Origin of the sequence: Rhodoferax sp. AJA081-3 (genome assembly GCF_017798165.1) — a bacterium.
Classification (GTDB): Bacteria; Pseudomonadota; Gammaproteobacteria; order Burkholderiales; family Burkholderiaceae_C; genus Allorhodoferax.
In genome coordinates this window covers 2,609,051-2,633,475 of sequence record NZ_CP059068.1, presented here as the reverse complement: position 1 = coordinate 2,633,475, position 24,425 = coordinate 2,609,051, and the positions used below count along the sequence as shown (strand labels likewise).

The 24,425-nt window shown below is 60.2% G+C and carries 26 protein-coding genes and 1 pseudogene; 15 read left to right on the top strand and 12 right to left on the bottom strand.

Annotated features, from left to right (window positions below; genetic code table 11):
* Positions 1-85 precede the first annotated feature (85 nt).
* Entirely contained in the window at positions 86-802 is a 717-nt protein-coding gene (locus HZ993_RS12390) for an ABC transporter substrate-binding protein (RefSeq protein ID WP_209393060.1), read from the top strand.
* A gap of 8 nt (positions 803-810) precedes the next feature.
* On the opposite strand, the gene HZ993_RS24570 is transcribed toward HZ993_RS12390, so the two are convergent.
* The 4 genes and pseudogenes from HZ993_RS24570 to HZ993_RS12370 form a co-directional block, all read right to left on the bottom strand.
* Positions 811-1,404, bottom strand: a complete 594-nt coding sequence (locus HZ993_RS24570) for a PEP-CTERM sorting domain-containing protein (RefSeq protein ID WP_245213614.1) — start codon at positions 1,402-1,404, stop codon at positions 811-813.
* A gap of 111 nt (positions 1,405-1,515) precedes the next feature.
* On the bottom strand, positions 1,516-2,220 hold the full coding sequence (gene pyrF, locus HZ993_RS12380; RefSeq protein WP_209393059.1) for an orotidine-5'-phosphate decarboxylase: 705 nt from the start codon (positions 2,218-2,220) through the stop codon (positions 1,516-1,518).
* Between the two features lie 56 nt (positions 2,221-2,276).
* Positions 2,277-2,819 carry a hypothetical protein gene (locus HZ993_RS12375; RefSeq protein WP_209393058.1) on the bottom strand — a complete coding sequence of 181 codons (543 nt, stop codon included), beginning with the start codon at positions 2,817-2,819 and terminating at the stop codon, positions 2,277-2,279.
* A gap of 28 nt (positions 2,820-2,847) precedes the next feature.
* Positions 2,848-3,018: pseudogene (locus HZ993_RS12370) on the bottom strand (Crp/Fnr family transcriptional regulator); the annotation flags it as partial.
* Between the two features lie 254 nt (positions 3,019-3,272).
* Between HZ993_RS12370 and HZ993_RS12365 the strand changes: the two are divergent.
* Positions 3,273-3,734 (top strand): DUF2846 domain-containing protein, encoded by a 462-nt coding sequence (locus tag HZ993_RS12365; RefSeq protein WP_245213613.1) that lies wholly within the window; start codon positions 3,273-3,275, stop codon positions 3,732-3,734.
* A gap of 211 nt (positions 3,735-3,945) precedes the next feature.
* On the opposite strand, the gene HZ993_RS12360 is transcribed toward HZ993_RS12365, so the two are convergent.
* Positions 3,946-4,659: a Crp/Fnr family transcriptional regulator gene (locus tag HZ993_RS12360; RefSeq protein WP_209393057.1), complete on the bottom strand. Its 714-nt coding sequence runs from the start codon at positions 4,657-4,659 to the stop codon at positions 3,946-3,948.
* A gap of 176 nt (positions 4,660-4,835) precedes the next feature.
* On the opposite strand from HZ993_RS12360, the gene HZ993_RS12355 reads away from it, so the two are divergent.
* From HZ993_RS12355 to HZ993_RS12320, 8 genes are all read left to right on the top strand, one after another.
* Positions 4,836-6,782 (top strand): long-chain fatty acid--CoA ligase, encoded by a 1,947-nt coding sequence (locus HZ993_RS12355; RefSeq protein ID WP_209393056.1) that lies wholly within the window; start codon positions 4,836-4,838, stop codon positions 6,780-6,782.
* Positions 6,779-7,564 carry an ABC transporter ATP-binding protein gene (locus tag HZ993_RS12350; protein ID WP_209393055.1) on the top strand — a complete coding sequence of 262 codons (786 nt, stop codon included), beginning with the start codon at positions 6,779-6,781 and terminating at the stop codon, positions 7,562-7,564. Before HZ993_RS12355 ends, HZ993_RS12350 begins: the two co-directional genes overlap by 4 nt.
* An 11-nt stretch (positions 7,565-7,575) precedes the next feature.
* Positions 7,576-8,505 carry a branched-chain amino acid ABC transporter permease gene (locus HZ993_RS12345; RefSeq protein ID WP_209393054.1) on the top strand — a complete coding sequence of 310 codons (930 nt, stop codon included), beginning with the start codon at positions 7,576-7,578 and terminating at the stop codon, positions 8,503-8,505.
* A gap of 66 nt (positions 8,506-8,571) precedes the next feature.
* Positions 8,572-9,648: a branched-chain amino acid ABC transporter permease gene (locus tag HZ993_RS12340; RefSeq protein ID WP_209393053.1), complete on the top strand. Its 1,077-nt coding sequence runs from the start codon at positions 8,572-8,574 to the stop codon at positions 9,646-9,648.
* A 68-nt stretch (positions 9,649-9,716) separates the two neighbouring features.
* A complete protein-coding gene (locus HZ993_RS12335) occupies positions 9,717-11,054 on the top strand; it encodes an ABC transporter substrate-binding protein (protein ID WP_209393052.1) in 1,338 nt (445 codons plus the stop codon).
* An 81-nt stretch (positions 11,055-11,135) separates the two neighbouring features.
* Entirely contained in the window at positions 11,136-11,948 is an 813-nt protein-coding gene (locus HZ993_RS12330; RefSeq protein ID WP_209393051.1) for an ABC transporter ATP-binding protein, read from the top strand.
* Positions 11,949-12,040: 92 nt separating this feature from the next.
* Positions 12,041-13,297 carry a phenylacetate--CoA ligase family protein gene (locus tag HZ993_RS12325; RefSeq protein WP_209393050.1) on the top strand — a complete coding sequence of 419 codons (1,257 nt, stop codon included), beginning with the start codon at positions 12,041-12,043 and terminating at the stop codon, positions 13,295-13,297.
* Positions 13,298-13,422: 125 nt separating this feature from the next.
* The gene (locus tag HZ993_RS12320) at positions 13,423-14,394 is read left to right on the top strand and encodes a tripartite tricarboxylate transporter substrate-binding protein (RefSeq protein WP_209393049.1); all 972 of its coding nucleotides are present in this window, start codon (positions 13,423-13,425) and stop codon (positions 14,392-14,394) included.
* A gap of 4 nt (positions 14,395-14,398) precedes the next feature.
* Here HZ993_RS12320 and HZ993_RS12315 read toward each other — a convergent pair whose 3' ends face one another.
* Positions 14,399-14,731, bottom strand: coding sequence for a DUF1840 domain-containing protein (locus HZ993_RS12315; protein ID WP_209393048.1), 333 nt, complete (start codon positions 14,729-14,731; stop codon positions 14,399-14,401).
* Positions 14,732-14,768: 37 nt separating this feature from the next.
* Here HZ993_RS12315 and HZ993_RS12310 point away from each other — a divergent pair, with 37 nt between their 5' ends.
* Positions 14,769-15,098 (top strand): polyhydroxyalkanoic acid system family protein, encoded by a 330-nt coding sequence (locus HZ993_RS12310; protein WP_209393047.1) that lies wholly within the window; start codon positions 14,769-14,771, stop codon positions 15,096-15,098.
* A gap of 113 nt (positions 15,099-15,211) precedes the next feature.
* Here HZ993_RS12310 and HZ993_RS12305 read toward each other — a convergent pair whose 3' ends face one another.
* The 5 genes from HZ993_RS12305 to HZ993_RS12285 all read right to left on the bottom strand — a co-directional run bounded on the left by HZ993_RS12305 (position 15,212) and on the right by HZ993_RS12285 (position 18,933).
* Positions 15,212-15,466 (bottom strand): acyl-CoA-binding protein, encoded by a 255-nt coding sequence (locus tag HZ993_RS12305; RefSeq protein ID WP_209393046.1) that lies wholly within the window; start codon positions 15,464-15,466, stop codon positions 15,212-15,214.
* 67 nt (positions 15,467-15,533) lie between these two features.
* Positions 15,534-16,307, bottom strand: a complete 774-nt coding sequence (locus HZ993_RS12300; RefSeq protein WP_209393045.1) for a hypothetical protein — start codon at positions 16,305-16,307, stop codon at positions 15,534-15,536.
* Between the two features lie 40 nt (positions 16,308-16,347).
* Positions 16,348-17,022 carry a TetR/AcrR family transcriptional regulator gene (locus HZ993_RS12295; protein ID WP_209393044.1) on the bottom strand — a complete coding sequence of 225 codons (675 nt, stop codon included), beginning with the start codon at positions 17,020-17,022 and terminating at the stop codon, positions 16,348-16,350.
* A gap of 10 nt (positions 17,023-17,032) precedes the next feature.
* Positions 17,033-18,280, bottom strand: a complete 1,248-nt coding sequence (locus HZ993_RS12290) for a patatin-like phospholipase family protein (protein ID WP_209393043.1) — start codon at positions 18,278-18,280, stop codon at positions 17,033-17,035.
* A 113-nt stretch (positions 18,281-18,393) separates the two neighbouring features.
* Positions 18,394-18,933 (bottom strand): phasin family protein, encoded by a 540-nt coding sequence (locus tag HZ993_RS12285; protein ID WP_209393042.1) that lies wholly within the window; start codon positions 18,931-18,933, stop codon positions 18,394-18,396.
* Positions 18,934-19,100: 167 nt separating this feature from the next.
* Here HZ993_RS12285 and HZ993_RS12280 point away from each other — a divergent pair, with 167 nt between their 5' ends.
* Genes HZ993_RS12280 through HZ993_RS12265 form a run of 4 tightly spaced genes read left to right on the top strand, consistent with a single transcriptional unit; the run spans position 19,101 to position 23,117 of the window.
* Complete coding sequence (locus HZ993_RS12280; protein WP_209393041.1) at positions 19,101-19,907, top strand: ABC transporter permease; 807 nt, start codon at positions 19,101-19,103, stop codon at positions 19,905-19,907.
* Positions 19,897-21,147: an ABC transporter ATP-binding protein gene (locus HZ993_RS12275; protein WP_209393040.1), complete on the top strand. Its 1,251-nt coding sequence runs from the start codon at positions 19,897-19,899 to the stop codon at positions 21,145-21,147. The genes HZ993_RS12280 and HZ993_RS12275 overlap by 11 nt, the downstream gene beginning before the upstream one ends.
* Before the next feature lie 40 nt (positions 21,148-21,187).
* Positions 21,188-22,372, top strand: coding sequence for a glycosyltransferase family 4 protein (locus HZ993_RS12270; protein ID WP_209393039.1), 1,185 nt, complete (start codon positions 21,188-21,190; stop codon positions 22,370-22,372).
* Complete coding sequence (locus HZ993_RS12265; RefSeq protein WP_209393038.1) at positions 22,350-23,117, top strand: PIG-L deacetylase family protein; 768 nt, start codon at positions 22,350-22,352, stop codon at positions 23,115-23,117. The genes HZ993_RS12270 and HZ993_RS12265 overlap by 23 nt, the downstream gene beginning before the upstream one ends.
* Before the next feature lie 17 nt (positions 23,118-23,134).
* Here the strand turns inward: HZ993_RS12265 and HZ993_RS12260 are convergent, their stop codons facing one another.
* The gene (locus HZ993_RS12260; RefSeq protein ID WP_209393037.1) at positions 23,135-24,133 is read right to left on the bottom strand and encodes a glycosyltransferase family 2 protein; all 999 of its coding nucleotides are present in this window, start codon (positions 24,131-24,133) and stop codon (positions 23,135-23,137) included.
* Positions 24,134-24,425: the final 292 nt, after the last annotated feature.

Below are 24,425 nucleotides of genomic sequence, written 5' to 3'. Positions count from 1 at the left end.
TGGTGTACAAGGAGACTATCGAGACCCAGGGAGCTTCATGACAACAGTGAGCACACTCACGCGCCGAGCCGTCGCGGTATGGCTTATGGGTGCACCACTTGCCTTTGCGCAGGGGCGCACTGTCCGCAAAGCCCCCTTGTTGGTTGGAACACGGTATCCAACACCTGGCTCGTACACCGGCACAGCCCTGGCACTGGTCTACCGCGAGGCGTTTACGCGCCTGGGGCAGGAGATCCAATTGGTGGTGTTGCCCGGGCGGCGCGCCGAAGAAATGTTGACCACTGGCGAACTGGACGCAGAGCTGCACCGCGCCAAAGAGTATGGCGACAACCGCCCCACGCTGCGGCGGGTGGCAAGCCCGCACTTCACCGACAACTTTGTGGCATACGCGACCAAGCCGTTGGTGTTGCAAAAGGGCTGGGATGGGCTAAAAAACGTCCCGCTGAATGTGGACTACGTTTTGGGCTCGGCCAAAACCGAGAAGGAACTGAAGCTCCGGGTGCCGGCGGCCCAGTTGCACGCGGTGCGTTCGATCGAAAGCGGCCTGCAAAAACTCTTGGCCGGGAACTCGGATGTATTTGTGCAGGTGGAAAGCGCGGTGGATTCGCTGTTGCTCAAACCAGAGTTCAAGGCCACTCCGATTCGCAAGGTGTCGGTGTTGGAGATGGCGGATGGGTACGCCTATTTCAGTGCGAAGAACCAGGCACTTGCCGCACCCTTGGCCAAGGTGCTGGATGCCATGCGCAAGGACGGAACGACGGAGTCGCTGTTGAAACAGGCCGCGTTGGAAGAGTCGGTATAGGGGCCGGGTTACCGCGTGCGGTTTTGACGCCGACGGGCCACTGCGCCCACCAGGCCCAGGCCAGCCAACAGCAGGGCGAAGGTTTCGGGTTCAGGCACAGCCGACACCATACTTTGCGACAGCAGGCTGCCGGTTGATTTTTTGTCACCTGCGGAGGTGTAGAAGTCGACCTTGAGGTGGGGCGCCGCAAAATTCAGTGTCTGGCCTGCGGCGGCCACAAAATCAATCGTCCAGGTCATCGAGCTGGTGAGCGCGGTAGCCTGGGTAAACGAGAAACAGGCACCGCCAGAGTTACCGCCTGTGCAGCCCTTGGCATTGAGTTCCTTGCCGCTCTCGGCAATAGACGCAAACGACGGGCCGCTGACAACCGCAAACGAGGCGATGTCACCAATGTCTTTGAACGAGAAAGCCTTGAGGTACTGGACGCCAAGCCAATCGCCGCCCGCGGTATCCGCACCCGTGATGGTGAAGCGCAAGGTGTCGCTGTCCACAGCCTGTGTACTGAAGGTGACATCCTGGAACGAGAGGCTGCTGTCGGCAAACGCGGAACAGGATGCGGCTGCGCTGATCAGGGCGGCTAGGATTTTTTGGCTGAGGTTCACGACGGGATGCTTTATTTCGGGGAGTGTTACAGACTGTAACTTCCGCACTGGGCTTTGCCAATAGTCCGTTTGGACTAGGTGAAGGGGCGCGCAGCTGGGGGAATCCTTGACTTATGCGGCCTGAATCTGAACACATGCCAGTGCAAATGCCGCACCAGGGTCCTGTGCCCGGGTGATGGCTCCACCAATGACAACATGTGTCGCTCCCGCCTGAACGGCAGCCTGAGGACTGGCGCTGCGGGATTGGACGGCGCCAAACAGCTGTATGCCCGGGGTGACGATCAGTGCATCGTGCGGCAGGATTTCTTTCAGCATTGCAGCTTCACCCGGCGAGGCGATCACGCCATGGCAACCGGCGGCCATTGCAAGGCGCGCCAGGCGAGCTACTTGAACAGGGACGGCATCTTGAATGCCGATGTCTTTCAGATCGTCATCGCTCAAACTGGTGATCACAGTCAGTGCCAGTACCTTCAAGGCGGGAAACGGTTTTGCCGCGGCGACCGCAGCCTGGAGTACGGCAGAGCCGCCACTGGCATGCACCGTCACCATGGACACACCCAATTTCCCCGCCGCTTCGACCGCACCTGCTACGGAACCAGGAATCTCGTGCAGCTTGAGATCGAGAAACACTTGTTTGCCTTGTGAGACCAGCGCCCTGACGATTGACGGGCCCTCTGACGTGAGCAGTTGGAGTCCAATTTTGTAGTGGGTGGCTGATGCACCCAGCCGGTCCACCAGCGCCATTGCTTGTGATGCGGAGTCGAAATCGAGGGCAATGATGACGCGGGAGTTTTGGTGGAGTGGGTAGTCAGCCATTTGTCTATTGAGGGTGAGTAGACCAAAGCGGTGCACCTTTGCATGCATTTCAGCGATCAGTCGCAGGCGCCTTGGGTTTCTGTGATCAGCCAGTCGCCTTTTCTGAACTCCAGAATGAAGGCGGCGCCGCAATAAGCATGGGGGCTGTATGGAATGTAGCTAATTTTGAGGACCGAACCAGACAGGGCTTCCGCGTCTGGGGTAAACGCGCAACCTCTTGTCATCAAGTCGCGGGCGGTTCGGTATTCACGCGTCACAGTGTCCTTTTCTTGGTCGTAGCCGACGACCAAGTGCTTGATTGGATTCAAGATACGAGGGCGGATGGTTGCTTCAGCATCTGCCCCCTTACCGCAGAGCAGTGCATGGGTTAGCTTCCAAGCGCGATCAGGCCTGTGCGACGTCACTCCAAAAACACTGGCTTTCAGCGCCTTGGATTCTTTGACCAAGCACGCGGCCCGCTTGGCATCGTAGTAATCCGTCTCTGAATCGTCGATGCCACGTGCGATTTCGTTGCTACACCGTGCCGCCGAAGCAGGCGTGGCTAGAAAAAGAAGGCCAGATACCAGAAGTTGATTTAAAAATAGCAGCGTTATCTTCATATTTAACGGGGGCTACAGCCCTATCTACTTAAAAGCTACTTGACTGGCGCAGCGCCTGCAAATCCGTCACCCGCAGTCCCAAATATTCCACCTTGATCGCCCCCTGCGCTGCCAGCGGCGCATTCACCCGCTGGCGCGACAGGCTCACCATGTAGGCTAGCTTCTGTTGAGTGACACGTAGCGCCTCACCCACGCCGGGGCAAGGATGCGACATCACCATGCTGGCGATCCAGCACGACCGCAATTCTCGCAGCATACCCATTGGTTGTTCACTGCTTACAGCGGGGCCATCATTTTTGACGGCAGCCTGCCAAGGGTGAAAACCTGTATGCGTGTACTTCACTAATCCGGAGTCGTCAGCTTCGAGGCCAGCCACTGGTGGAGTGATAGCATCGTGGGCTTTGCCAATGTCGGCTGAGCTGTAACACCATCGAATTTACCTGGAGAAATAGTTTGAACTTTCGCGTCCCTCTCGTCTTGCTCGCCACTGTTGTCATGACAGGCTGCGCTTCCGTTTCAATGGAATCCAAGGATGCCTCTAGTGCCGCAAAGCGCTTTGGACCTCCGAGTGAAGGCAACGCCCAAATCTATGTGTTTCGCTCTGGAAGTTTTGGTGGCGCCTTGAAGAAGGACATTTGGATCAACGGTGAGTGCATTGGTGAATCTGCGCCGAATGTTTTCTTCGTCAAGGAAGTCAAAGGAGACGTTGAGCACAAGGTTTCGACCGAGTCTGAATTTTCGCCGAATGATCTGGTGATCAAGGTCAAGTCGGGCGTTAACTATTTTGTTCGTCAGTTTATGAAGATGGGTCTGCTGGTGGGTGGCGCAGGCGTCGAGCTCGTCAGTGAAGAAGATGGCAAGAAAGAGATTGCGGGTCTTGAACTTGCGAAAAGCGGGAACTGCAGCAAGAAGTAACTGTCACGCTGTTTATCAGCCAGACCTAACGAGTCAGGTTAGATCGTGCGAAGCCACGATCTAACCCCGTTGTTGGACGAGCCCTGGCCTACCACCACGTCGAGTTGTACGCCAGCTACTCGCTGTAGGTAAGCCTGGCCGCCACAGCGCGCGCCAGTTGAATGAAAAAAGATAGCGCAACCCTCATATTCCACGGGGGCTGCAGCCCGATTCACCTAAAAGTCATCTGGCTGCGCAAGGCCTGCAAGTCCATCACCCGTAGCCCCCCGTATTCCACCTTGATCGCCCCCTGCGCCGCCAGCGCGGTTAATGCCTCGTTCACCCGCTGGCGCGACAGGCCCACCAGATACGCCAGCTCCTGCTGCGTGATGCGCAGCACCTCACCCACGCCGGGGTACAGCACGGGGTTGAACAGCGACGCCAGGCTGCGCGCCACACGAATGTCGGGGTTGGTCATGCGGTCGATCTCGCGCGCGGCAATGAACTGGCCCAGGCGTTCGTTCAGCTGGTTCATCACAAAGCGGTTGAAGCCGATGGAGTGGTCCAGCAGCCAGTGGAAGGTGTCCACATGCAGGCCGGCCACGCGGCTCTTGCGCAGGGGCTGGATGTTGTAGCGGTAGGTCTCGCGTTTCATGGCCGTGCCCTCGCCAAACCAGCCGCCGGGTGGCACACCGGTGAAGGTCATTGTCTGGCCCTCGGCGTTGTCGCTGCTCATCTTCAGCAAACCGTCCACCACACCAAACCAGTAGGTCACCGGGCGGCCGATGCGGCAGATGTATTCGCCGGGGTCGGCATCGGCAATCTTCAGGTCTTCGGTGGCGCGCTGCCGCTCTTGCGCAGACAACAAATGGATCCACGGAATGGCGTCCAACTCGGCGGCGGTGAGGGCGCGGCGGCGTTGGAAAAGGGATGGGTCGGCGGACATGCGGGCTTTTGTAAGTTGGCGATAAGTGAAGGGAAAACACCTACCCAGAAACACCTGAATTGTCGTCCAAACGACAACTTGGCGTCAAATGCGGGACTAATATTCGGCCCATACACAGACCTGTTGTTGCAAAACATCGGGGCTGGACAGAGGTGACAGACAGACAAGGATTTGGCATGCAAACGACTTTTCCGCGGCTACTTCAAAAACACGCCAGTGAGCGCCCAAATGCGCCTGCCATGCGTGAGAAGGAATACGGCATCTGGCAGGCGCTGACCTGGTCGGAGCTGTTGACCATGGTGCAGCAACTGGCTGCCGGTTTGCACCAGGCTGGTCTGCGCCGCGGCGAACACATGGTGGTGGTCGGGGCCAACCGGCCGCGTCTGTATGCCACCATGCTGGCCGTGCAGTCCCTGGGTGCCATCCCCGTGCCGCTGTACCAGGATGCCGCCGCTGCCGAGTGTGTGTTCCCCATCAACAATGCCGAAGTGCGCTTCGCATTTGCCGAAGACCAGGAACAGGTCGACAAATTGATGGAGGTACGCGAAAGCTGCCCCCTGCTGGAGCGCATATATTTTGACGACCCCCGTGGCCTGCGCAACTACGAAGAGCCGTGCCTGGCCTCGCTGGACGAGCTGCAGGTCGCAGGCAAGGCTTTTAATACGCTGCACCCCAACTTCTTTGCTGCCGAGGTAGACCAGGCCAAGCCCGACGATGTGGGCGCCATGTTTTTCACGTCCGGCACCACGGGCAACCCCAAGGGTGTGGTGCACACCCACAACTCGCTGCTGGACCGGGCGCGTGTGGGCGCAAACTTTGACAAGCTGACGGGTGATGAAGAGGTGCTGGCCTACCTGCCACCGGCCTGGATCGGGCAGAACATTTTTTCCTATGCCCAGTGGCTGGCCTGCGGGTATGTCGTCAACTGCCCAGAGTCATCGGCCACGGTCACCATCGATCTGAAAGAGATTGGCCCTACCTATTACTTCGCGCCGCCCCGCATTTTTGAAGGCCTGCTGACCAGCGTGATGATCCGTATGGAAGACGCCGGTGCCATCAAGCGCGGCATGTTCCATTACTTCATGTCGGTCGCCAAACGCGTTGGCCCGAATCTGATGGACGGCAAAGCAGTTTCATTTGTTGACCGGCTGTTGTACGCGCTGGGCAGCGTGTTTGTCTACGGCCCGCTGCGCAACACACTGGGCCTGAGCCGTGTGCGGGTGGCCTATACGGCGGGGGAGGCGATTGGTCCGGATCTGTTCAGTTTCTTCCGCTCCATCGGCATCAACCTGAAGCAGTTGTATGGCTCCACCGAGACCGCCGTCTTTGTATGCCTGCAGCCCGACCACGAAGCCCGCGCCGACACGGTGGGTGTGCCCTGCGATGGTGTGGAGATCAAGGTGGCCGACAACGGCGAGATTTTGATCAAGTCCCCCGGCCTGTTCCGCGCGTATTACAAAAACCCCGCAGCCACGGCTGAGGTGTTGACGGCGGAAGGCTGGTACCACTCCAGCGATGCCGGGTTTATCGACGCCAATGGCCACCTAAAAATTATTGACCGCGTGAAAGACGTGGGCCGCATCAAAGGTGGTGCCAACGACGGCGCCATGTTTGCGCCCAAGTATGTGGAGAACAAGCTCAAGTTCTTCCAACACATCAAGGAGGTTGTGGCCTATGGCGACGGCCGCGACCAGGTCTGCGTGATGATCAACATCGATTTCGATGCGGTGGGCAACTGGGCCGAGCGGCGCAACCTGCCGTATGCGGGTTACACCGACCTGGCGCAAAAGCCCGAGGTCTATCAGCTGATCAAGGAATGTGTGGAAAAGGTCAATGCCGACCTGAGCGTGGACGCCCTGTTGGCCGGCAGCCAGGTCAGCCGTTTCCTGGTGCTGCACAAAGAGCTGGATGCTGACGACGGCGAGCTGACCCGCACCAACAAAGTCCGCCGCGGTTTTATCGCCGAGCGGTATGACGTGTTGATTGATGCCTTGTACGGCGGCAAGACATCGCAATTTATTGAAACCCAGGTCAAGTTCGAAGACGGTCGCACCGGCAAGGTCAGTGCCACGCTGCGGATTGAAGACACCAAGACCTTTGCACCCGTGAAGGCGGCAGCATGAGTACGAAAAAGATCGGTGACGTCATCCTCGACGTCAAGAACATCAGCCTGAGTTTTGGCGGCGTTAAGGCGTTGACCGACATCTCGTTCAACGTCAAGGAACACGAGATCCGCGCCATCATTGGCCCCAATGGTGCGGGCAAGAGCTCGATGCTGAACTGCATCAACGGTGTCTACACACCGCAGCAGGGATCGATTGCCTTCCGCGGCCAGACCTTCAAACACATGAACAGCCACCAGGTGGCGGTGATGGGCGTGGCACGCACCTTCCAGAACCTGGCGTTGTTCAAGGGCATGAGTGTGTTGGACAACATCATGTCCGGCCGCAACCTCAAGATCAAAAGCAATATCCTGCTGCAGGCCCTGCGCTGGGGCCCGGCCGAGCGGGAGGAAATTATGCACCGCGAGGCGGTGGAACGCATCATCGACTTCCTGGAAATCCAGGCCTATCGCAAGACACCCGTGGGCCAGCTTCCCTACGGCCTGCAAAAGCGGGTCGACCTGGGTCGTGCGCTGGCCATGGAGCCCCAAGTGCTGCTGCTGGACGAACCCATGGCCGGCATGAACGTAGAAGAAAAGCAGGACATGTGCCGCTTTGTGCTGGACGTGAATGACGAGTTCGGCACCACCGTGGTCCTGATCGAACACGACATGGGTGTGGTCATGGACATCAGCGACCGCGTGGTGGTGTTGGACTACGGTAAGAAGATCGGTGACGGCACGCCGGACGAAGTGCGCAACAACCCGGATGTGATCAGCGCCTATCTCGGCACCTCGCACTAAGGAATACTGATATGGCTTTTTTCCTTGAAACTTTACTCGGCGGCCTGATGGCCGGCATGCTGTATTCGCTGGTGGCCTTGGGCTTTGTGCTGATCTACAAGGCATCCGGCGTGTTCAACTTTGCGCAGGGCGCGATGGTGCTGTTTGCGGCACTGGCGATGGCGCGTTTTGCGGAGTGGATTCCGATACACCTGGGCATTGACAACCCGGTGGCAGCCAATGTGTTGGGCTTCATCGGTGCGGGTATCGTGATGTTTGTTGTGGCCTGGCTGATTGAGCGACTGGTGCTGCGCCACCTGGTCAACCAGGAAGGCACCACGCTGCTGATGGCCACGCTGGGCATCACCTATTTCCTGGAAGGTCTGGGCCAGACGATTTTTGGCAGCAACATTTACAAGATCGACATCGGCATGCCCAAAGACCCGGTGATGATTTTTGAGAGCACCTTTGAGGGCGGCATCCTGATCAACAAGGAAGACCTCTACGCCGCGCTGATTGCCGCTGTACTGGTGGCACTGCTGAGCGTGTTTTTCCAGAAGACCGCTACGGGCCGCGCACTGCGCGCTGTGGCCGACGACCACCAGGCGGCCCAATCCATTGGTATCCCGCTGAACCGCATCTGGGTCATTGTGTGGTGTGTGGCCGGTGTGGTGGCCTTGGTGGCCGGCATGATCTGGGGCAGCAAGCTGGGTGTGCAGTTCTCGCTGACCACCGTTGCCTTGCGCGCACTGCCGGTTGTGATTTTGGGTGGACTCACATCGGTGCCCGGCGCCATCGTAGGCGGGCTGATTATTGGCGTCGGAGAGAAGTTGTCCGAGGTTTACCTGGGGCCTTTTGTTGGCGGCGGTATTGAAATCTGGTTTGCCTATGTGTTGGCGTTGGGATTCTTGCTGATACGTCCTCAAGGGCTGTTCGGTGAAAAGATCATTGACCGAGTGTGATGTCTTGCGGGACGGACCAAGATTTGCGCAGCAAATTTGCTCGGTCCTCAACTGATTAGAGGTTTTATGTTTTACAGAGAAAACGGCCAATTCAAAACCAACTACCGGGCAGACCAGCAGATCTTCCCGATTGCACAGGATCGCATCGCCTTGTACGCGCTGCTGGCAGTCGCCTTTGTGGCGCTGCCCGCGGTGGCCAGCGACTACTGGTTTACCAACATCCTGATCCCCTTTCTGATCTTCTCGCTGGCTGCTATTGGCGTGAATATTCTGGTCGGTTACTGTGGCCAGATCTCGCTGGGCTCGGGCGCCTTCATGGCGGTGGGTGCCTATGCGGCCTACAACTTCTTTGTGCGCATTGAGGGCATGCCCCTGATCGTGGCACTGGTGCTGGGTGGCGTGTGCGCCATGCTGTTCGGCATCCTCTTCGGGTTGCCCAGTTTGCGGGTCAAGGGCCTGTACCTTGCGGTGGCCACGCTGGCCGCGCAGTTTTTTGCGGACTGGATGTTCTTGCGCATCCAGTGGTTTACCAACTACTCACCCTCGGGCTCGGTGTCGGTGTCCAACCTGCAGGTTTTTGGGTTTTCGCTGGCCAGCCCGCTGTCCAAATACATCTTCTGCCTGACGCTGTTGTCGGTGATTGCACTCATGGCCAAGAACCTGGTGCGTGGTGCCGTGGGCCGTGAATGGATGGCCATACGCGACATGGACGTGGCGGCCGCGGTCATCGGCATACGCCCCATGTTTGCCAAGCTCAGCGCGTTTGCCGTCAGCTCCTTCATCGTGGGCATGGCGGGTGGTCTGTGGGCCTTTATCTACCTGGGTGCCTGGGAGCCGGCCGCGTTCTCGGTGGACCAGTCGTTCCGGCTGTTGTTCATGGTCATCATTGGTGGCATGGGTTCCATCATGGGCAGCTTTTTTGGCGCGGGTTTTATCGTGTTGCTGCCCATATTTCTGAACCAGTTTTTGCCAGCCCTGGCGGCACTGTTTGGTATCCAGATTTCCACGGCCGGCATCTCACATGCCGAGCTGATGATTTTTGGCGGACTGATTGTGTGGTTCCTGATCGTCGAGCCGCATGGCCTGGCCAAGTTGTGGTCCATCGGCAAACAAAAGTTGCGCCTGTGGCCCTTCCCACACTGATGACTTTGGTTTTTTCGTACCGTGTTCCCCCGTGCTTCTTCCATCATTAATTACTAGGAGAGAGACAAATGAAGCTTCGCAAACTCGCACTCGCGGCTAGCTTGGTCGCCCTTGGCGGCGCATTGCTGACAACCGGCACTGCCTTCGCGCAGGCCAGCAAGGAACAATTTATTCCGGTGCTGTCGTACCGCACCGGGCCCTACGCACCCAATGGGGTGCCATGGGCCAATGGTTATGTGGACTACCTCAAGCTGGTTAATGCCCGCGGCGGTATCAATGGCGTCAAGATCAGTTTTGAAGAATGCGAAACCGGCTACGACACGGCCCGCAGCGTGGAATGTTATGAACGCCTGAAAGGCAAAAACGGCGGTGCGTCCCTGGTGCAGCCCCTGTCCACCGGCGCCACCTTTGCGATCACCGAAAAAGCACCCGTCGACAAGATCTCGGTGGTGACCGTGGGTTATGGCCGCAGCGAAAGCGCGGACGGCACAGTCTTCAAATGGAACTTCCCGATTGCCGGCACCTACTGGGTAGCAGCCGACGCCATTCTGCAGGCCATTGGCAAAAAAGAAGGTGGCCTGGACAAACTCAAGGGCAAAAAGCTGGCGCTGGTTTACCACGACAGCCCGTTTGGCAAAGAGCCTATCGCCCTGTTGCAGGAGCGTTCTGCCCAACTCGGTTTCAGTCTGCAGTTGTTGCCCGTGACGGCACCCGGTGTGGAGCAAAAAGCCACCTGGTTGCAGGTGCGCCAGGCCAAGCCCGACTACACCTTGCTGTGGGGCTGGGGTGTGATGAACTCCACCGCCATCAAGGAAGCCCAGGCTACCGGTTACCCCCGCGAGAAGATGTATGGCGTGTGGTGGGCCGGTGCTGAGCCGGACGTGAAAGACGTGGCCGACGGCGCCAAGGGCTACAACGCGGTGACCATGCAGCACGGCGCCGAGCCGCAGTCCAAGCTGGTCAAAGACGTGTTGGCCATGGTGCACGACAAAGGCCAGGGTACCGGTCCCAAGGAAGAGTTGGGCCAGGTGCTCTATATGCGCGGTGCCATGAGCGCGATGCTGGGCGTGGAAGGCATCCGCTCGGCGCAAGAGCGTTTTGGCAAGGGCAAGGTCATGACCGGCGAACAAGTGCGTTGGGGCCTGGAAAACCTGAACCTGACCCAGCCCAAGCTGGACGCACTGGGCTTTGCCGGCGTGATGCGCCCCATCAGCACCTCGTGTGTGGACCACATGGGCGCCTCCTGGGCCCGTATCCACACCTGGGACGGCAAGGGCTGGAAGTTCTCGTCCGACTGGCTGCAGGGTGATGAGCAAATCATTAAGCCCCTGGTCAAGAGCACGGCTGCCAAGTACGCGGCCGACAAGAAGCTGACACCCCGCACGCCAGCCGACTGCCAGAGCTAATCACAACGGTGGCCCTCCGGGGCCGCCAAATCAAAGGCTCGCCCAGCGGGTCTTTCATTTGGTTTGATTGGAACTACCACCATGAGTGATGCAAAGAATATTGTTCTGAACGTGAATGGCATCGAGGTCATCTACAACCACGTCATTCTTGTCCTCAAAGGCGTGTCGCTGCAGGTGCCCGAAGGCGGCATTGTGGCCATCCTGGGCGGCAATGGTGCGGGCAAAACGACCACGCTGCGGGCCGTGTCCAACCTGCTGGCGGGGGAGCGCGGCGCGGTGACCAAGGGCAGCATCGAGCTGCGCGGTGAACGCATCGAGAACCTGAGCCCGGCCGACCTGGTGCAGCGCGGCGTGGTGCAGGTCATGGAAGGCCGCCATTGCTTCGCCCACCTGACGATTGAAGAGAACCTGCTGACCGGCGGCTACACGCGCAAAAGCAAGGCCGAGGTGGCGGCGAATCTGGAAAAGGTCTATGCCTACTTCCCCCGCCTCAAGACCCGGCGCACCAGCCAGGCCGCCTACACCTCGGGCGGTGAACAGCAGATGTGCGCCATCGGCCGCGCCATCATGGCTAACCCCAGCATGGTGCTGCTGGACGAGCCTTCCATGGGCCTGGCGCCGCAGATTGTGGAAGAGGTGTTCGAGATCGTCAAAGACCTCAACACCAAGGAAAAGGTCACCTTTTTGCTGGCCGAGCAGAACACCAATATGGCGCTGAAGTACTCCGACTACGGCTACATCATGGAATCCGGCCGTGTGGTCATGGACGGCGCGGCCGACTACCTGCGCACCAACGAAGACGTCAAGGAGTTCTACCTGGGCATGGGCGGCGGCGAGCGCAAGAGCTTCAAGGATGTGAAGAGTTACAAACGCCGCAAACGCTGGCTGGCCTAAAGGTTTAAGCCCTTTTGGTGCTCTAGCCCCCGTGAAATAAGAACGTATAGCTACTGTATTTATAGCAAACCAATGGCCCAAGGGAGACCTGCATGACTTCTGTGTATGACGCGCTCGAAACCCGCGCGCCCGCCGAGCGTGAAGCCGCGCTGCTGGCGGCGCTGCCTGGGCAAGTGGCCCACGCACAAAGCCGCAGCCCCGCCTTTGCGCAGATTCTGGGCGGCGTGGATGCGGCCCGCATCACCAGCCGTGCGGCCCTGGCCCAGTTGCCGGTGACGCGCAAACACGAGTTGCAGGCCCTGCAACAGGCTTCGCGCGAGGTGGGGGCAAATGGCAATGTGTTCGGCGGTTTCAGCACCATAGGCTACGGTGCTGCCATGCCACGGGTCTACGCCAGCCCTGGCCCGATCTATGAGCCCGAAGGCACGCGCCGCGACTACTGGCGCATGGCGCGGGCGATCTACGCCGCGGGTTTTCGGCCCGGTGAATTGATACACAACAGTTTCAGCTACCACTTTGTGCCCGCCGGCTCCATGATGGAAACCGGCGCACACGCCCTGGGCTGCACGGTCTTTCCAGGGGGCACGGGGCAGACCGAGCAACAGGTGTATGCCATGCGTGACCTGCAGCCCGCGGGCTACATCGGCACACCCAGCTTCCTGAAAATCATTGTGGAGAAAGCAGCTGCGATGGGTGTGGCCTTGCCCAGCCTGAAAAAGGCCATGTTTGGCGGCGAGGCCTTTGTGCCCAGCCTGCGCGACTGGTTTCTGGCGCACGGCATCGACGGCTACCAGTGTTACGCCACAGCCGACCTGGGCCTGATCGCGTATGAAACCCCGGCCCGCGAGGGGCTGGTATTGGACGAGGGTGTGATTGTGGAGATCGTGCGCCCCGGCACCGGCGACCCGGTGGCTGAAGGCGAGGTGGGTGAACTGGTGGTCACCACCCTGAACCCCGACTACCCGCTGATCCGTTTTGGCACGGGTGACCTGTCTGCCGTGTTGCCCGGCCACTGCCCCAGCGGCCGCACCAATACCCGCATCAAAGGCTGGATGGGCCGTGCCGACCAGACGACCAAGGTGCGCGGCATGTTTGTGCACCCCAAACAGGTGGACGAGATTGCCAAACGGTTTGCCGAAGTGACGCGCGCCCGCCTGGTGGTCAGCGGCGATATGGCCAACGACGCCATGACCCTGCGCGTAGAAGCCGTCGCCGCCGAGGGGCTGGCCGCACGCATTGAAGAAGCCATACGCGATGTCACCAAACTGCGTGGCCAGGTGGAAATTTTGCCGCCCGGCAGCCTGCCCAACGATGGCAAGGTGATTGAAGACGCACGTAGCTACCAGTAGCTAAACAATTGGCTTGCAATAGCCCCGTGTTTCATGGGGTAGCTGCGACGGACTAAGTAGTTTCCAGCATGGCAATCGGCTAGGCTGCGGGTAGGCTGTACCCATTCAACCCGAGGAGAAAAACCATGAAGAAGATATTTGCCTTTACGTTGGCGGCGACTGCGGTGTTTGCCTACGCGGACACCTTTCCGTCCAAACCCATCACCATCGTGGTTCCGTTCACCGCGGGCGGCCCCACCGACCGTGTAGCCCGCGACCTGGCGGAGGCCCTGCGCAAACCGTTGGGCGGCGCCACGGTGCTGGTCGACAACGCGGCCGGTGCTGGCGGCTCCATTGGTGCCAACAAGGTGGCCAAGGCCGCACCGGACGGCTACACCCTGCTGCTGCACCACATCGGCATGGCCACCATGCCCACCCTGGTGCGAAACATCCCGTTCAAGGTGGAAACCGATTTTGAATACGTGGGCATGGTCAACGACGTGCCCATGACCCTGATTGGCCGACCCAACCTGCCGGCCAAAAACTACAAAGAGCTGGCCACCTGGATCGGCCAGAACAAGGGCAAGATCAACCTGGGCAATGCCGGTGTGGGCTCGGCCTCTCACCTGTGTGGCCTGATGTTCCAGAACGCGCTGGCGGTGGACATGACCACCGTGCCCTACAAAGGCACGGCACCAGCCATGACCGACCTGATCGGCGGACAGATCGATTTCATGTGTGACCAGACGACCAACACGTCCACCCAGATCGAAGCCAAGAAGGTTCAGGCTTATGCCGTGACAACGGCCAAGCAACTCAGCACACCCGCGCTGAAAGACCTGCCCACCTTGCAGGACCAGGGTCTGAAGGGGTTTGAAGTGACGATCTGGCACGGCCTGTACGCGCCCAAGGCCACCCCCGCAGATGTGATCACCAAGATCAACGCGGCCCTGAAAGTGGCGCTCAAAGACCCCGACTTCATCAAGAAGCAGGAAGGCCTGGGCGCCGTGGTGGTGACCGATAAACGGATGGAGCCGGCCGAGCACAAGAAGTTTGTCGCCGCTGAAATCGCCAAGTGGAGCCCCGTGCTGAAGGCCGCCGGCGTTTACGCGGACTAAGCATTCAGACGCCCCAGACGATTTCCTTGTCGGCCTGGTGGCAGCGTTTGAGCATGTCGATGAAGGGCACGGCCCGCTGGCGCAGCGTCACGCTCTCGCTGGGGGGGATCTTTTCACCGGCAGCCTGTGCCTCTTCCTGGCGCTTCTGCTGTGCGGCCTCGTCGTCGACAATGGCTTGCTCCAGCGCGGCGACGGCGGCGGGCATCTCGGGCGGCAACAGGATGCCTTTGGCTAGGGACGCCGCGTCCCCTTTGCCAATCAACTGCAGTACCTTGCGCCCATTGGGCTCCAGCATGATGAGATCACCGGTGACTTTGGATTTGAATTTGTATAGCATGGTCATCTGAGTATGAACCTGATTTAGGAGCACGGCCTTGGCAAACCTTCATATCCGACGCGAACATTCCCTGAGCCTAGCGGCCGCGCGCAAGATCGCGCGCACCTGGGCCGAGGAAGTGGAGAGCGAATTTGGCATGCAATGTACGTATGCCGAGGGCGCCCAGGAAGACCGCGTCAGCTTCACCCGTTCCGGCGTCAATGGCACGTTGGTGGTGACCGGGGACCATTTTGATCTGGACGCCAAGCTGGGTTTTTTGCTGGGTGCCTTCAAGGGCAAGATCGAGGCGGAGATTGTCAAAAACCTGGACGATTTGCTGGCCCCCAAGGCGGCGGCCAAAAAGCCCAAGGTCGCGAAGAAGTCTTAGCGCCCGCCCGCCAGCCCCCAGGCATTCACCTTCTACCCAACCAAAAAGAGCGCCCAAAGGCGCTCTTTTTTTGATAGCTGCCTAGGCAGCATTCTCGGGGGCTAGAGCCCCATTTAGCTCAAAGACTCGATCAGGTCCACATACTGTTGCATGGCTTCCTTGGTGCTGACACCCTTGACGCCGTTCCATGCGTCCCACTTGGCGCGGCCCACCAGGTCGGTGAAGCCGGGTTTCTTCTCGGTGTTGTCGCCGACGCTGGCCTGCTTGTACAGCGCGTAGATTTTCAGCATCGTGGTGTTGTCAGGGCGCTCGCTCAGATTCTTGGAATTGGCGACGGCGGCTTCGAATTGTTTTTTCAGATCGGCCATGGGATGCTCCTATGAATAGGTTGGTGTGAACGGAAGAATATTACAGCAGTGATAGAGCGTGGAGGCACTAACTAGCCAGTTCGGTTTGCGCCATTTCCACATCCAGATGTTCAGCGGCATCTTTCGCAGAGCTGGCAGCGGCTTCTTCGTAGTACTGAGTGGCCTCGGCCATGCGTTTGTCGCCTTCCAGAATCACCAGGGCATTGGCATATTCAATCTTGGCGATGGCGGAATGGGGGTTCAGGCTCAGCGCCTGCGCAAACAGGTTGAGGCTGGTTTCCTTTTTTGCGCCATAGGTCATGTTGGCAATCAGCGGGCCCACCTTGTCAATGACCTCGGCATGGAAGGCGGCGAGCGCCACGTGGGCGTCGGCATGGCGGGGCTGGAGGCGGATGGCGGACTCCAACGCCGACTTGATCTTGCCACCCACACCCTGGGCCAGGGCCTTGGCCACGCTGATGCCCTGGCTGTAGCGCCCCAGGGCATAGGCCTGCCAGTAAAAGGCGTTGGCATTGTCCGGCTCTGCGGCGGCCAGCGCGGCGGCGCGCTCGGCGACCTGCAGAAACAGGCGCTGGCGATTTTTCTCCCGGGGCTCCAGGTAGTGGGCGTAGACGCTGGTGGCCTTGTTGGCAACATTGGTGCCCGCTGGCCCGGCTTGCAAACCGGCTTCCGTGGCTCTTTCGAATTCGCCCGCGTGGTACAGCGCCCAAGCGGCAAGCAGGGCCTCGTCTTCGGGCAAAGGCTCCAGATCCCCGGCGTGTAAACGGCGCCACTCCTTCCTGACGCGGGATGCATCAAATGGGTAATCGCCACTGTGGCTGAAGGCGGTCCATGGGGCCATGATGCGGTGTCTCCTCTGGGTGTGGCTCTGTTTTATTGTTCTAGGGTGGTTGGGCGCCAGCCGGTGAGGTGTAGGCGTCCACCAGTTTCAGCAGGTGGGTGCGTTGGCTGGCTTCCAAGTAGGGGATCAGCAGGTTCAGCACATGGTGGGCACCGCGCAGCAGGGCGGCCTGGGCGCTGGCGGGCTCCAGGGCGTTGCGCGGGTCCTTGACGTATTCAAAGCTCAGCCAGTAGGTCAGTACTACGACCATGCTGGTGGCGGTCGGCTCCATCTCGCGGGAGTCGATGTGCATGGCACCGGAGCGGTTCATGCTGTCCAGCATGGTCTTGACCGAGCGGGTCTTGTTCTTCAGTACCCACTGGAAGTGGGTCTCCAACCGGCGGTTCTTGCTCAGCAGGTCGTTCAGGTCGCGGTACAAAAAGCGGTATTGCCAGATCAGCTCGAACAGCGTGTGCATGAAGAACCAGGCGTCTTCCACATCACGCACGCTGTCGCTGGCGTTGAGCAACTCGTTGAGTGCTTTTTCGTAGCGGTCAAACAGCGAGTTGATCAGCTCGTCTTTGGCCGGGTAGTGGTAATACAGGTTGCCCGGGCTGATGCCCAGCTCGGCCGAGATCAGCGTGGTGGAGACATTGGGCTCGCCAAAGCGGTTGAACAGCTCCAGCGTGACCTCAAGAATGCGTTCTGCGGTACGGCGGGGGGCTTTCTTGACCATGGTGGGGGCTTCAGTGGGCGGCGCGGCGTGCGGCGGTGGCTACGGTGTCGCCCAGGTCGTCCATGACCTCCTGCAACGTGGCAATGGCGCGGCCGATGCGGGTGGGTGCCTTGGGCGGTGCCGACAGGTGGCGTTTGGGGTCGTCCAGCACCTCGTGGTTCAGGCTGATGCCGTGGCGCGCCAGCTTGGCTGACAGGCCGGTCTTGCGCGAGCGCAGCATCTGGCGGGTCTGCTGGTAGGCGTGTTCGGCCAGTTGGCGCCGCTGCGCATAACTGAAGGTATTGGCCAGGTACAACTCGGGGTCGCGGTGGTCGGGCTCGATCAGGATGATGTCGGTGTCCGGGTAGGCGCGGTTGTAATGCTTCATGCCCAGTTCCATGCGGGAGTGGATCATGGATCGGAAGGTCTGGCTCAGCACCGAGGGCAGGCCGCCGTCCACGATGCGGGGGATCTCGCGCTTGTGCGCGGGAATGCCGCGCTGCATGACCTTGGCCACCTGGGGTGCGGTTGCGTTGAAGGGCACCAGTGGGTTCAGGCAGATCAGCAGGTCCACACCGTCTTCCAGCGCCACCGAGGCGTGCATGGTCTTCTTCAGCGCGCCGTCCACGTAATATTTGTCGTCGATCTCTACTGGCGGGAAGAGGCCGGGCAGTGCCGAGCTGGCCTGAACCGCCTGCGAGATGGGTACATGGTCCCAGCCCGGGCGGCCAAAGGGCGCGGCCTCACCACTGTCCAGGTTGGTGGCAACCAGGGTGAGTTTGGTCTTGAGTTTGCGGAAGTCGTTGGTGCGGCCTTCGCGGCTGAACAGGCGCGCCAGCTGCGTGTCCACCGCCTGGTTGGAGAACACACCAGTGGGCAGACTGGGGCCCAGGCGCTCCAACGCGGTCAACAGGGATTTGCGGCCTATCGTGAACTGCCACAAGGCGGACAACACCAATCCAGGCAGCATGATGCTGCGGCGCAAAAACTCGCCATAAGCGGGTTTGAGCAACCAGGACGGGTCAAAGGTCTCAGAGGGTTCGCTGTCATTTTCGATGAACGAGGCACACAATTCACGCGGTGACATGCCATTGGCGAGCGCCGCCACGATGAAGCCGCCGGCCGATACGCCGACGTAGTGGTCCAGTTTGGTGAAGTCCAGCCCGTTGAGCGATTCTTCCAGGGCACACATGGCACCTACTTCGTAGATCGCACCCAAAGGGCCACCGCCGGCCAGTGCCAATGCTATTTTGGGAGGCGTTTGGGGAGTTGCGTTCATAGGTGGAAAGTGTAGGGGGCAGGAGCTCTGCTTTTTGCTGCGTCGCAGCACGTACGAATGCGTAAAAAAGGGCGCTTGCGCGCCCCCTTGTCAGGGTAGCGGCAGGTCAAGGATCAAGCCTGTTTGTTGGCAGCTGCCGCCGGTTTGGTTTTCTTGGCAGGGGCTTTCGCCTTTTTGGCCGGGGTGGCGGGCGTGGCCTTGCTGGCTGCGGGTTGTGTTGCGGATTTGGCGGCAGGGGACTTGGCCGACAGTTTCTGCACGGCCTTGTTCAACTCGTCGATGCGGGCGATCAGCGCATTGATGTCTTTGGCCGAGGGCACACCCAGCTTGTTCAGGGCCTTGGCCACCCGCTCCTCGAAGATGTTTTCCAGCTTGTCCCACTGGCCCGATGCCTTGGAGCTGATGTCAGTGGCGATGGTCGACATCTTGCTGGTGGCTTCCGAAATCTTGTCTTCCGCCGCACTTTGGGTCTTGCGCTGGATGCTGACGCCTTCCTTCACCAGGGATTCAAAGGCCTTGGAGCCCTCTGCCTGCGCACGGGTGAAAGCCCCCAATCCCGCCTGCCAGATTTGCTGCGCAGAGTCCTTGACCGATTCGCTGAACTGGGTATGGGTGAGTTTGGATATATCGACTTTTGGCAGTTTCTTGACCATGGGATGCTCCAGATAGATGGTTTGGTTATTGTGCGAGCCGGTGTCGTGGGCTGGGAAGGATACAGGGCGACTTTACTTGCAGCGTGGTCTCAGGTGTAGATTGCGTATCCTAACCCGCCGTCCTGGCGGATGCGGCCCTGGCGGGCCACGCCGTTAAACTACCGGCTGTGACAATCCTGCAACGCTCCTATCTCCCCATCCGCAACCGTTCCTTGCTTTGGCAGTTCGCCAGACGCGATGTGCTGGGCCGTTACCGCGGCTCTCTGCTCGGGCTGACCTGGTCTTTTTTGACGCCCCTGCTGATGCTGGGCGTGTATTCCTTTGTGTTTGTGGGCGTTTTTCGGCAAAGCTGGCCCGGCGCGACCCATGGGGGCGGGCTGGAGTTTTCGCTGCAGGTTTTTGCCGGGCTGCTGGTGTTCAACCTCTTTTCCGAGGTGGCCGGCAAGGCGCCCAGCTTGATCGTGGACCAGCCGAACCTGGTCAAGAAAGTCATATTCCCGGTCGAGCTGCTGACCTGGGTGACCGTGCTGTCAGGGCTGTTCCATCTGCTGATCAGTTCCAGTACCTTGTTGGTGGTCCTGCTGGTGGCCCGCGGTGGCCTGCCGGTTACCGCCTTTGCCTTTCCCCTGGTTTTGCTGGCCTTTCTTCCCGTGTTGTTGGGACTGGGCTGGTTTTTGTCCGCCATGGGTGTGTTTGTGCGCGATGTGGGGCAGGTGATGAGCATGGTGGTCAGCCTGACCATGTTCATGTCGCCGGTCTTTTATTCGGTGAAGTCCCTCGCTCCGGACCTGCAGTTTTGGATGAATCTGAACCCCCTGACTTTGATCATCGAGCAGGTGCGGGCCGTCTTGCTGCTGGGGCTGTGGCCAGATTGGGCTGCGCTGGGCCTGTACGCGGCGGTCGCAGCGGTGTTTGCCACGGCAGCTGCCACCTTTTTCCAGTTGACGCGCAAAGGCTTTGCCGATGTCCTCTAGCCTTGCCATCCACGCCCAGAATCTGGGCAAAGCCTTCCAGCTCTACGACCGCCCCATAGACCGGCTCAAGCAGATGCTGATGCGCGGCAGACGGCGTTACTACAAAGAGTTTGCGGCCCTGCACGATGTCAACTTCGAGCTGCAAAAGGGCGAGGTGCTGGGCCTGGTGGGGCGCAATGGCGCAGGCAAGTCCACACTGTTGCAGCTGATTTGTGGCACCCTGTCCCCGACCATGGGGCAGGTCTCGGTGCACGGTCGAGTCGCTGCGCTGCTGGAGCTGGGCGCGGGGTTTAACCCGGAGTTCACGGGCAGGGAAAACATCTACCTCAATGCCTCCATCCTGGGCTTGAGCAAGGACGAGATCGACGCGCGCTACGACGCGATTGTGGAGTTTTCCGGTATAGCCGACTTCATCCACCAGCCGGTCAAAACCTATTCCAGCGGCATGTATGTGCGCCTGGCGTTTTCCATCGCCACCAGTGTGGACCCCGACATCCTGGTCATTGACGAAGCCTTGTCGGTGGGAGATGGCGCGTTTGCACGCAAGTCGTTTGATCGCATCATGCGGCTGAAGGAAAAGGGCGCGACCATACTGTTCTGCTCCCACTCGATCTATCAGATCGAGGCCTTGTGCACCCGTGCATTGTGGTTGGAGAAGGGGGTAGTCCGCCTGATTGGGGACCCGTCCACCGTGGTTGCCCGTTACCAGAATTTTCTGGACCGGGATGCTGCACCACAGAGCGTATCGGCGGTGGCAGAGATACCGTCGGCCACGGGGCAGGCCCGTATTCTGGGTGTGCAGACGCGGGTCGATGACACCATTGGCAACTCGCTGCAAATACAAAGTGCGGTGCAGACTTTGGTCATTGCCGTTGGCTTTGCTTCTGACCCGGCCTTACCTGCGCCCGTGGTGGCGGTGACGGTCCACTCTCCGGATGGGCGGACCATCACCAGCAGCAGTACACAGGCCGACGGGTTGGAGTTGGACCGTGACAGCACCGGGCGCGGCACAGCCACCATCCAGTTCCCCAAGATCCCCTTGCTCAAGGGCGAATATTTCATTGGCGTTTACCTGCTCAGCGAAGACGGCATCCACGTCTACGATGGTGCCGCCAATGTTGCAACCCTGCATTTCAGCCAGAAGACCTTGGAGCAGGGTGTCGTGTCTCTGCCGCGCAGCTGGCAGAGTGTTGCCGGCGCCCTAACGCCCGGCGAACGCGTGAGCCCTGCCGAGGCGTGAAACTCCTCAGGCGCCGAATGCCGCTGATGGAAGCTGTTGCATGACTGAACTCCCCCGCAGTGTGTTGATGGTTACGCGGGAGATGTCCGGTGACCGCCGCTACGGCCTGGGGCGCAGTCTGATGCCTGTCGTTGATGCGCTGACCAACAAGGCGTGGCGGGTGCGCTACCTGTGTCAGGAAGATCTGCCCACTGCATCCCAAGACAAGCGTTACCGATGGCTTGCGCGTTTGCGCCGGCTGCCGGGTGTCGCAAGCAGGCCGTCGGTGCAGCAGGTGCTGGGTGCGCTGGCAGAACGCATGCACATGGGCTGGTTTGCCGCCCACGTCGCCCGGCAGGAAGGCTACACCGCGGTCCACCTGCACGACCCGTGGCTGGGCCTGGGTTTTTGGCTGGGGCGCAAACGCCTGGGTTTGCAGGGCGTGCGCTGGGGCATCACCGAACATGGCTTTGGCTGCTACAGCCGTGCCACCCACGAAGACGGGCTGGTGCAAGGACCACGCATGCAGCGCTGGCTGCGGCGGTTGGAAGCGTTTGTGCTGCGTCGGGCACACTGGGTGACCGCACCCACACAGCTTGCGTTGGACCAATTGGCGCGAGACCTGGCGCTGCCCTTTAACCCGCCGCACTGGCATACCATCAGCCACGCGGCGCCGGTGATGACGTTGGTAGACCGCGAAGTCGCGTGCCAATCACTGGGCTGGTCCCCGCAGGATTTCCACGTACTGGGCGTCGGCCGCTTGGTGCCCCTGAAGCGCTTTGATATTGTGGTGGCCGCCTGTGCCAGCCTGGCCCAGCGTTACCCTGCTTTGCACCTCCACCTTCTGGGCGACGGGGACCGCGGTGGCCTGCAGCAGCTAGCCGACGCCGCCGGTTTCGGGGACCGTATTCACTTTGCCATGGTGGACGATGTGCAGCCGTACTACGCGGCGGCCAATGCCTACGTCAGTACCTCGGTGACCGAGTCATTTGGGCTGGCCAACTTTGAGGCGCTCATCGCCGGGCTGCCCTGCATCTGCACGGCGGTAGGTGGTGTGCCCGAGGTCATGGGCAGTGGCGCCTGGTTGATCCCGGTGGACCAGGGGGCGCTGGAGTCTGCACTGGAAGCCTTGGTGTCCCAACCGGCACAGCGGCATGCACTGGCCGCGCGTGCTGTGGCTCAGGCGCGCAAGGCACCCAATCTGGAATCGGTGGTGGAGCAATATGTTCAGCTTTTTTACCCATAGGCGTATCCAGCGGCAATTGGCAGGGCTGCAGCCCTGCCCCCTGCCGCAGCCGCTGGATCTGGCACAGGCGCGCAAGGTGTTGGTTTTTGTGCCGCATCCGGACGATGAGACGCTGGGCTGCGGTGGCACGCTGGCACGCCTGGCGCCGCTGTGCCCCGTCAAGGTGGTGCTGGTTACCGACGGCGGTGGGGCCGGAGGTTTGCCAGATGGTGCGGGCGTGGTGCGCCAGGGTGAGTTTGTGCGCGCGCTGTCGCGCCTGGGCGTCACGGATTCATTGCAGCTGAACCAGCCGGATGGCGCATTCGAAGGCAGTCCCGCACTGGCGCGCCAGATCCAACAGTTGTTGGCCGATTACCAACCCGACTGGGTCATACTGCCGTCGCCGCTGGACTACCACCGCGACCACGTGCGTATTGCTGCGTTCCTGGAACCGCTATGCCGCCGTGCCGCCAGTGTGGAGCAGTTGCTATTTTATGAGGTGTGGGCACCGGTGCCAGCCACCCATGTGGTCGATATCACCGACCAAGTTCAGATCAAAAGGGATGCGCTGAAGGAGCACGCTACGGCCATGGTGTGCGGCGACTACGAGCGCGCGGTAGATGGTTTGAACAACTACCGTGGCCTGTACCTCGGCAAGGGTCGGGTTGCAGAGGCCTTTTGGGTGGAGCCCACCCGCACCGGGCATCTGTTTACTACCGTGCAGGCGATGGCGCTGAATCTGCTGAATATCGTGGCCCGCCGTTAGGGCTGGTCAGAAGCACCTCAGGCGCAGCGGGAGAAGGGGTTCCAGCTCAACTGGCGCAGGATGGCCCAGACACTGGCCTTGCGATGGGTTTGCACTGCCTGGCGCTTGGTCCAATAGTGTGGAATGCCGCGGATGGCATCCCGCTTGGCGCGCCACAGCAGGCTACCCTTGCCGCGCAGGCTGAACCACACCAGGGTCACCAGGTTGAGCGCAATATGCAATGGCAGGAAGAGCCAGAACAATACGCCCGGCATGTTCTTCACAAAGACCCACACCAGATTGCGGTGCCCGTGGTAGACCTGAAAGTCGCTGTTGCGCCCGACAAAGGCCGAGCCTATGTGCTGAATCGACGCCTGGGGCACGTAGAGCGCCCGGTAGCCCGCAAGCCTTAGCCTGAAGCCCAGGTCTACGTCTTCTACATAGAGGAAATACTCCTCATCCAGCAGCCCGACAGCGTCCAGCGCACTGCGCCGGTACAGGGCTGCGGCGGCGCAGGGCGCGAAGATTTCCCGCGCGTGGTTGTGCTGGTCCGTGTTGCGGCAGCCGTGGCCCTGACGCCAGGGCAGGCCGCTCACGTGGTAGGCGTCGCCCACGCCGTCCAGGTGCTGCTGTTCGGTGTCGCTGTACATTCGGGAGCCAAACGTTGCAAACTCTGAATGTTTGCCAGCGGCTGCCACCAGGTTCTCCAGCCAGTCCACCGCTGGAAAGGCGTCCGGATTCAACAGCGCCACCAGCGGCCCCGGTGCGTGGGTGCGCAGTGCGTGGTTGACGCCGCCAGCAAACCCGGCATTGGCTGCCAAGGCCAGAACCTCTACCTGCGGATGCTGTGCGCGGATCGCCGCAACCGATCCGTCCGAACTGTTGTTGTCCACCACCACGGTCACAAAATCCCTAAAACTTTGCCGTGCCAGCGCGGCCAGGCACTGCCCAATCATGTCACCACCATTGAAGTTGACGATGATGACAGTGACCAGGGCTGGGACAGGCGTGGTGGCAATGGCGGGCGGCTGGGTCATGGATTGCAGGAAGGAGGTATGGGCAAGGCACTATGTGCGATATTGGGCTCTGGCCCCCGTCGATGCTCAGTATTATGCTATCTATTTTGTAGTATTTAGGGGTGCTGCTTTACACATTTCCAGTGCTGGGTGCCAGGCGCTGTTCAGCCAGTGAATGATATCCATCGCGGTGGACTGGCGTAGCGCGTGAAAACAACGGCCAAAGCATGTTCACCAGAGTATCTCGTCGCGGATGCGCCAGCAAGCCTGTCTGCCAGGCTACCGCAGGTAAACATAAAGTTTGCAGGTGAAC

Coding starts and splice junctions, on each gene's coding strand:
- HZ993_RS12330 (WP_209393051.1), top strand. CDS start 11,136: ATGAGTGATGCAAAGAATATTGTTCTGAACGTGAATGGCATCGAGGTC.
- HZ993_RS12290 (WP_209393043.1), bottom strand. CDS start 18,280: ATGAACGCAACTCCCCAAACGCCTCCCAAAATAGCATTGGCACTGGCC.
- HZ993_RS12335 (WP_209393052.1), top strand. CDS start 9,717: ATGAAGCTTCGCAAACTCGCACTCGCGGCTAGCTTGGTCGCCCTTGGC.
- HZ993_RS12260 (WP_209393037.1), bottom strand. CDS start 24,133: ATGACCCAGCCGCCCGCCATTGCCACCACGCCTGTCCCAGCCCTGGTC.
- HZ993_RS12275 (WP_209393040.1), top strand. CDS start 19,897: ATGTCCTCTAGCCTTGCCATCCACGCCCAGAATCTGGGCAAAGCCTTC.
- HZ993_RS12270 (WP_209393039.1), top strand. CDS start 21,188: ATGACTGAACTCCCCCGCAGTGTGTTGATGGTTACGCGGGAGATGTCC.
- HZ993_RS12340 (WP_209393053.1), top strand. CDS start 8,572: ATGTTTTACAGAGAAAACGGCCAATTCAAAACCAACTACCGGGCAGAC.
- HZ993_RS12295 (WP_209393044.1), bottom strand. CDS start 17,022: ATGGTCAAGAAAGCCCCCCGCCGTACCGCAGAACGCATTCTTGAGGTC.
- HZ993_RS12375 (WP_209393058.1), bottom strand. CDS start 2,819: ATGAAGATAACGCTGCTATTTTTAAATCAACTTCTGGTATCTGGCCTT.
- HZ993_RS12320 (WP_209393049.1), top strand. CDS start 13,423: ATGAAGAAGATATTTGCCTTTACGTTGGCGGCGACTGCGGTGTTTGCC.
- HZ993_RS12355 (WP_209393056.1), top strand. CDS start 4,836: ATGCAAACGACTTTTCCGCGGCTACTTCAAAAACACGCCAGTGAGCGC.
- HZ993_RS12315 (WP_209393048.1), bottom strand. CDS start 14,731: ATGCTATACAAATTCAAATCCAAAGTCACCGGTGATCTCATCATGCTG.
- HZ993_RS12325 (WP_209393050.1), top strand. CDS start 12,041: ATGACTTCTGTGTATGACGCGCTCGAAACCCGCGCGCCCGCCGAGCGT.
- HZ993_RS12350 (WP_209393055.1), top strand. CDS start 6,779: ATGAGTACGAAAAAGATCGGTGACGTCATCCTCGACGTCAAGAACATC.
- pyrF (WP_209393059.1), bottom strand. CDS start 2,220: ATGGCTGACTACCCACTCCACCAAAACTCCCGCGTCATCATTGCCCTC.
- HZ993_RS12305 (WP_209393046.1), bottom strand. CDS start 15,466: ATGGCCGATCTGAAAAAACAATTCGAAGCCGCCGTCGCCAATTCCAAG.
- HZ993_RS12300 (WP_209393045.1), bottom strand. CDS start 16,307: ATGGCCCCATGGACCGCCTTCAGCCACAGTGGCGATTACCCATTTGAT.
- HZ993_RS12360 (WP_209393057.1), bottom strand. CDS start 4,659: ATGTCCGCCGACCCATCCCTTTTCCAACGCCGCCGCGCCCTCACCGCC.
- HZ993_RS12390 (WP_209393060.1), top strand. CDS start 86: ATGGGTGCACCACTTGCCTTTGCGCAGGGGCGCACTGTCCGCAAAGCC.
- HZ993_RS12265 (WP_209393038.1), top strand. CDS start 22,350: ATGTTCAGCTTTTTTACCCATAGGCGTATCCAGCGGCAATTGGCAGGG.
- HZ993_RS12285 (WP_209393042.1), bottom strand. CDS start 18,933: ATGGTCAAGAAACTGCCAAAAGTCGATATATCCAAACTCACCCATACC.
- HZ993_RS12345 (WP_209393054.1), top strand. CDS start 7,576: ATGGCTTTTTTCCTTGAAACTTTACTCGGCGGCCTGATGGCCGGCATG.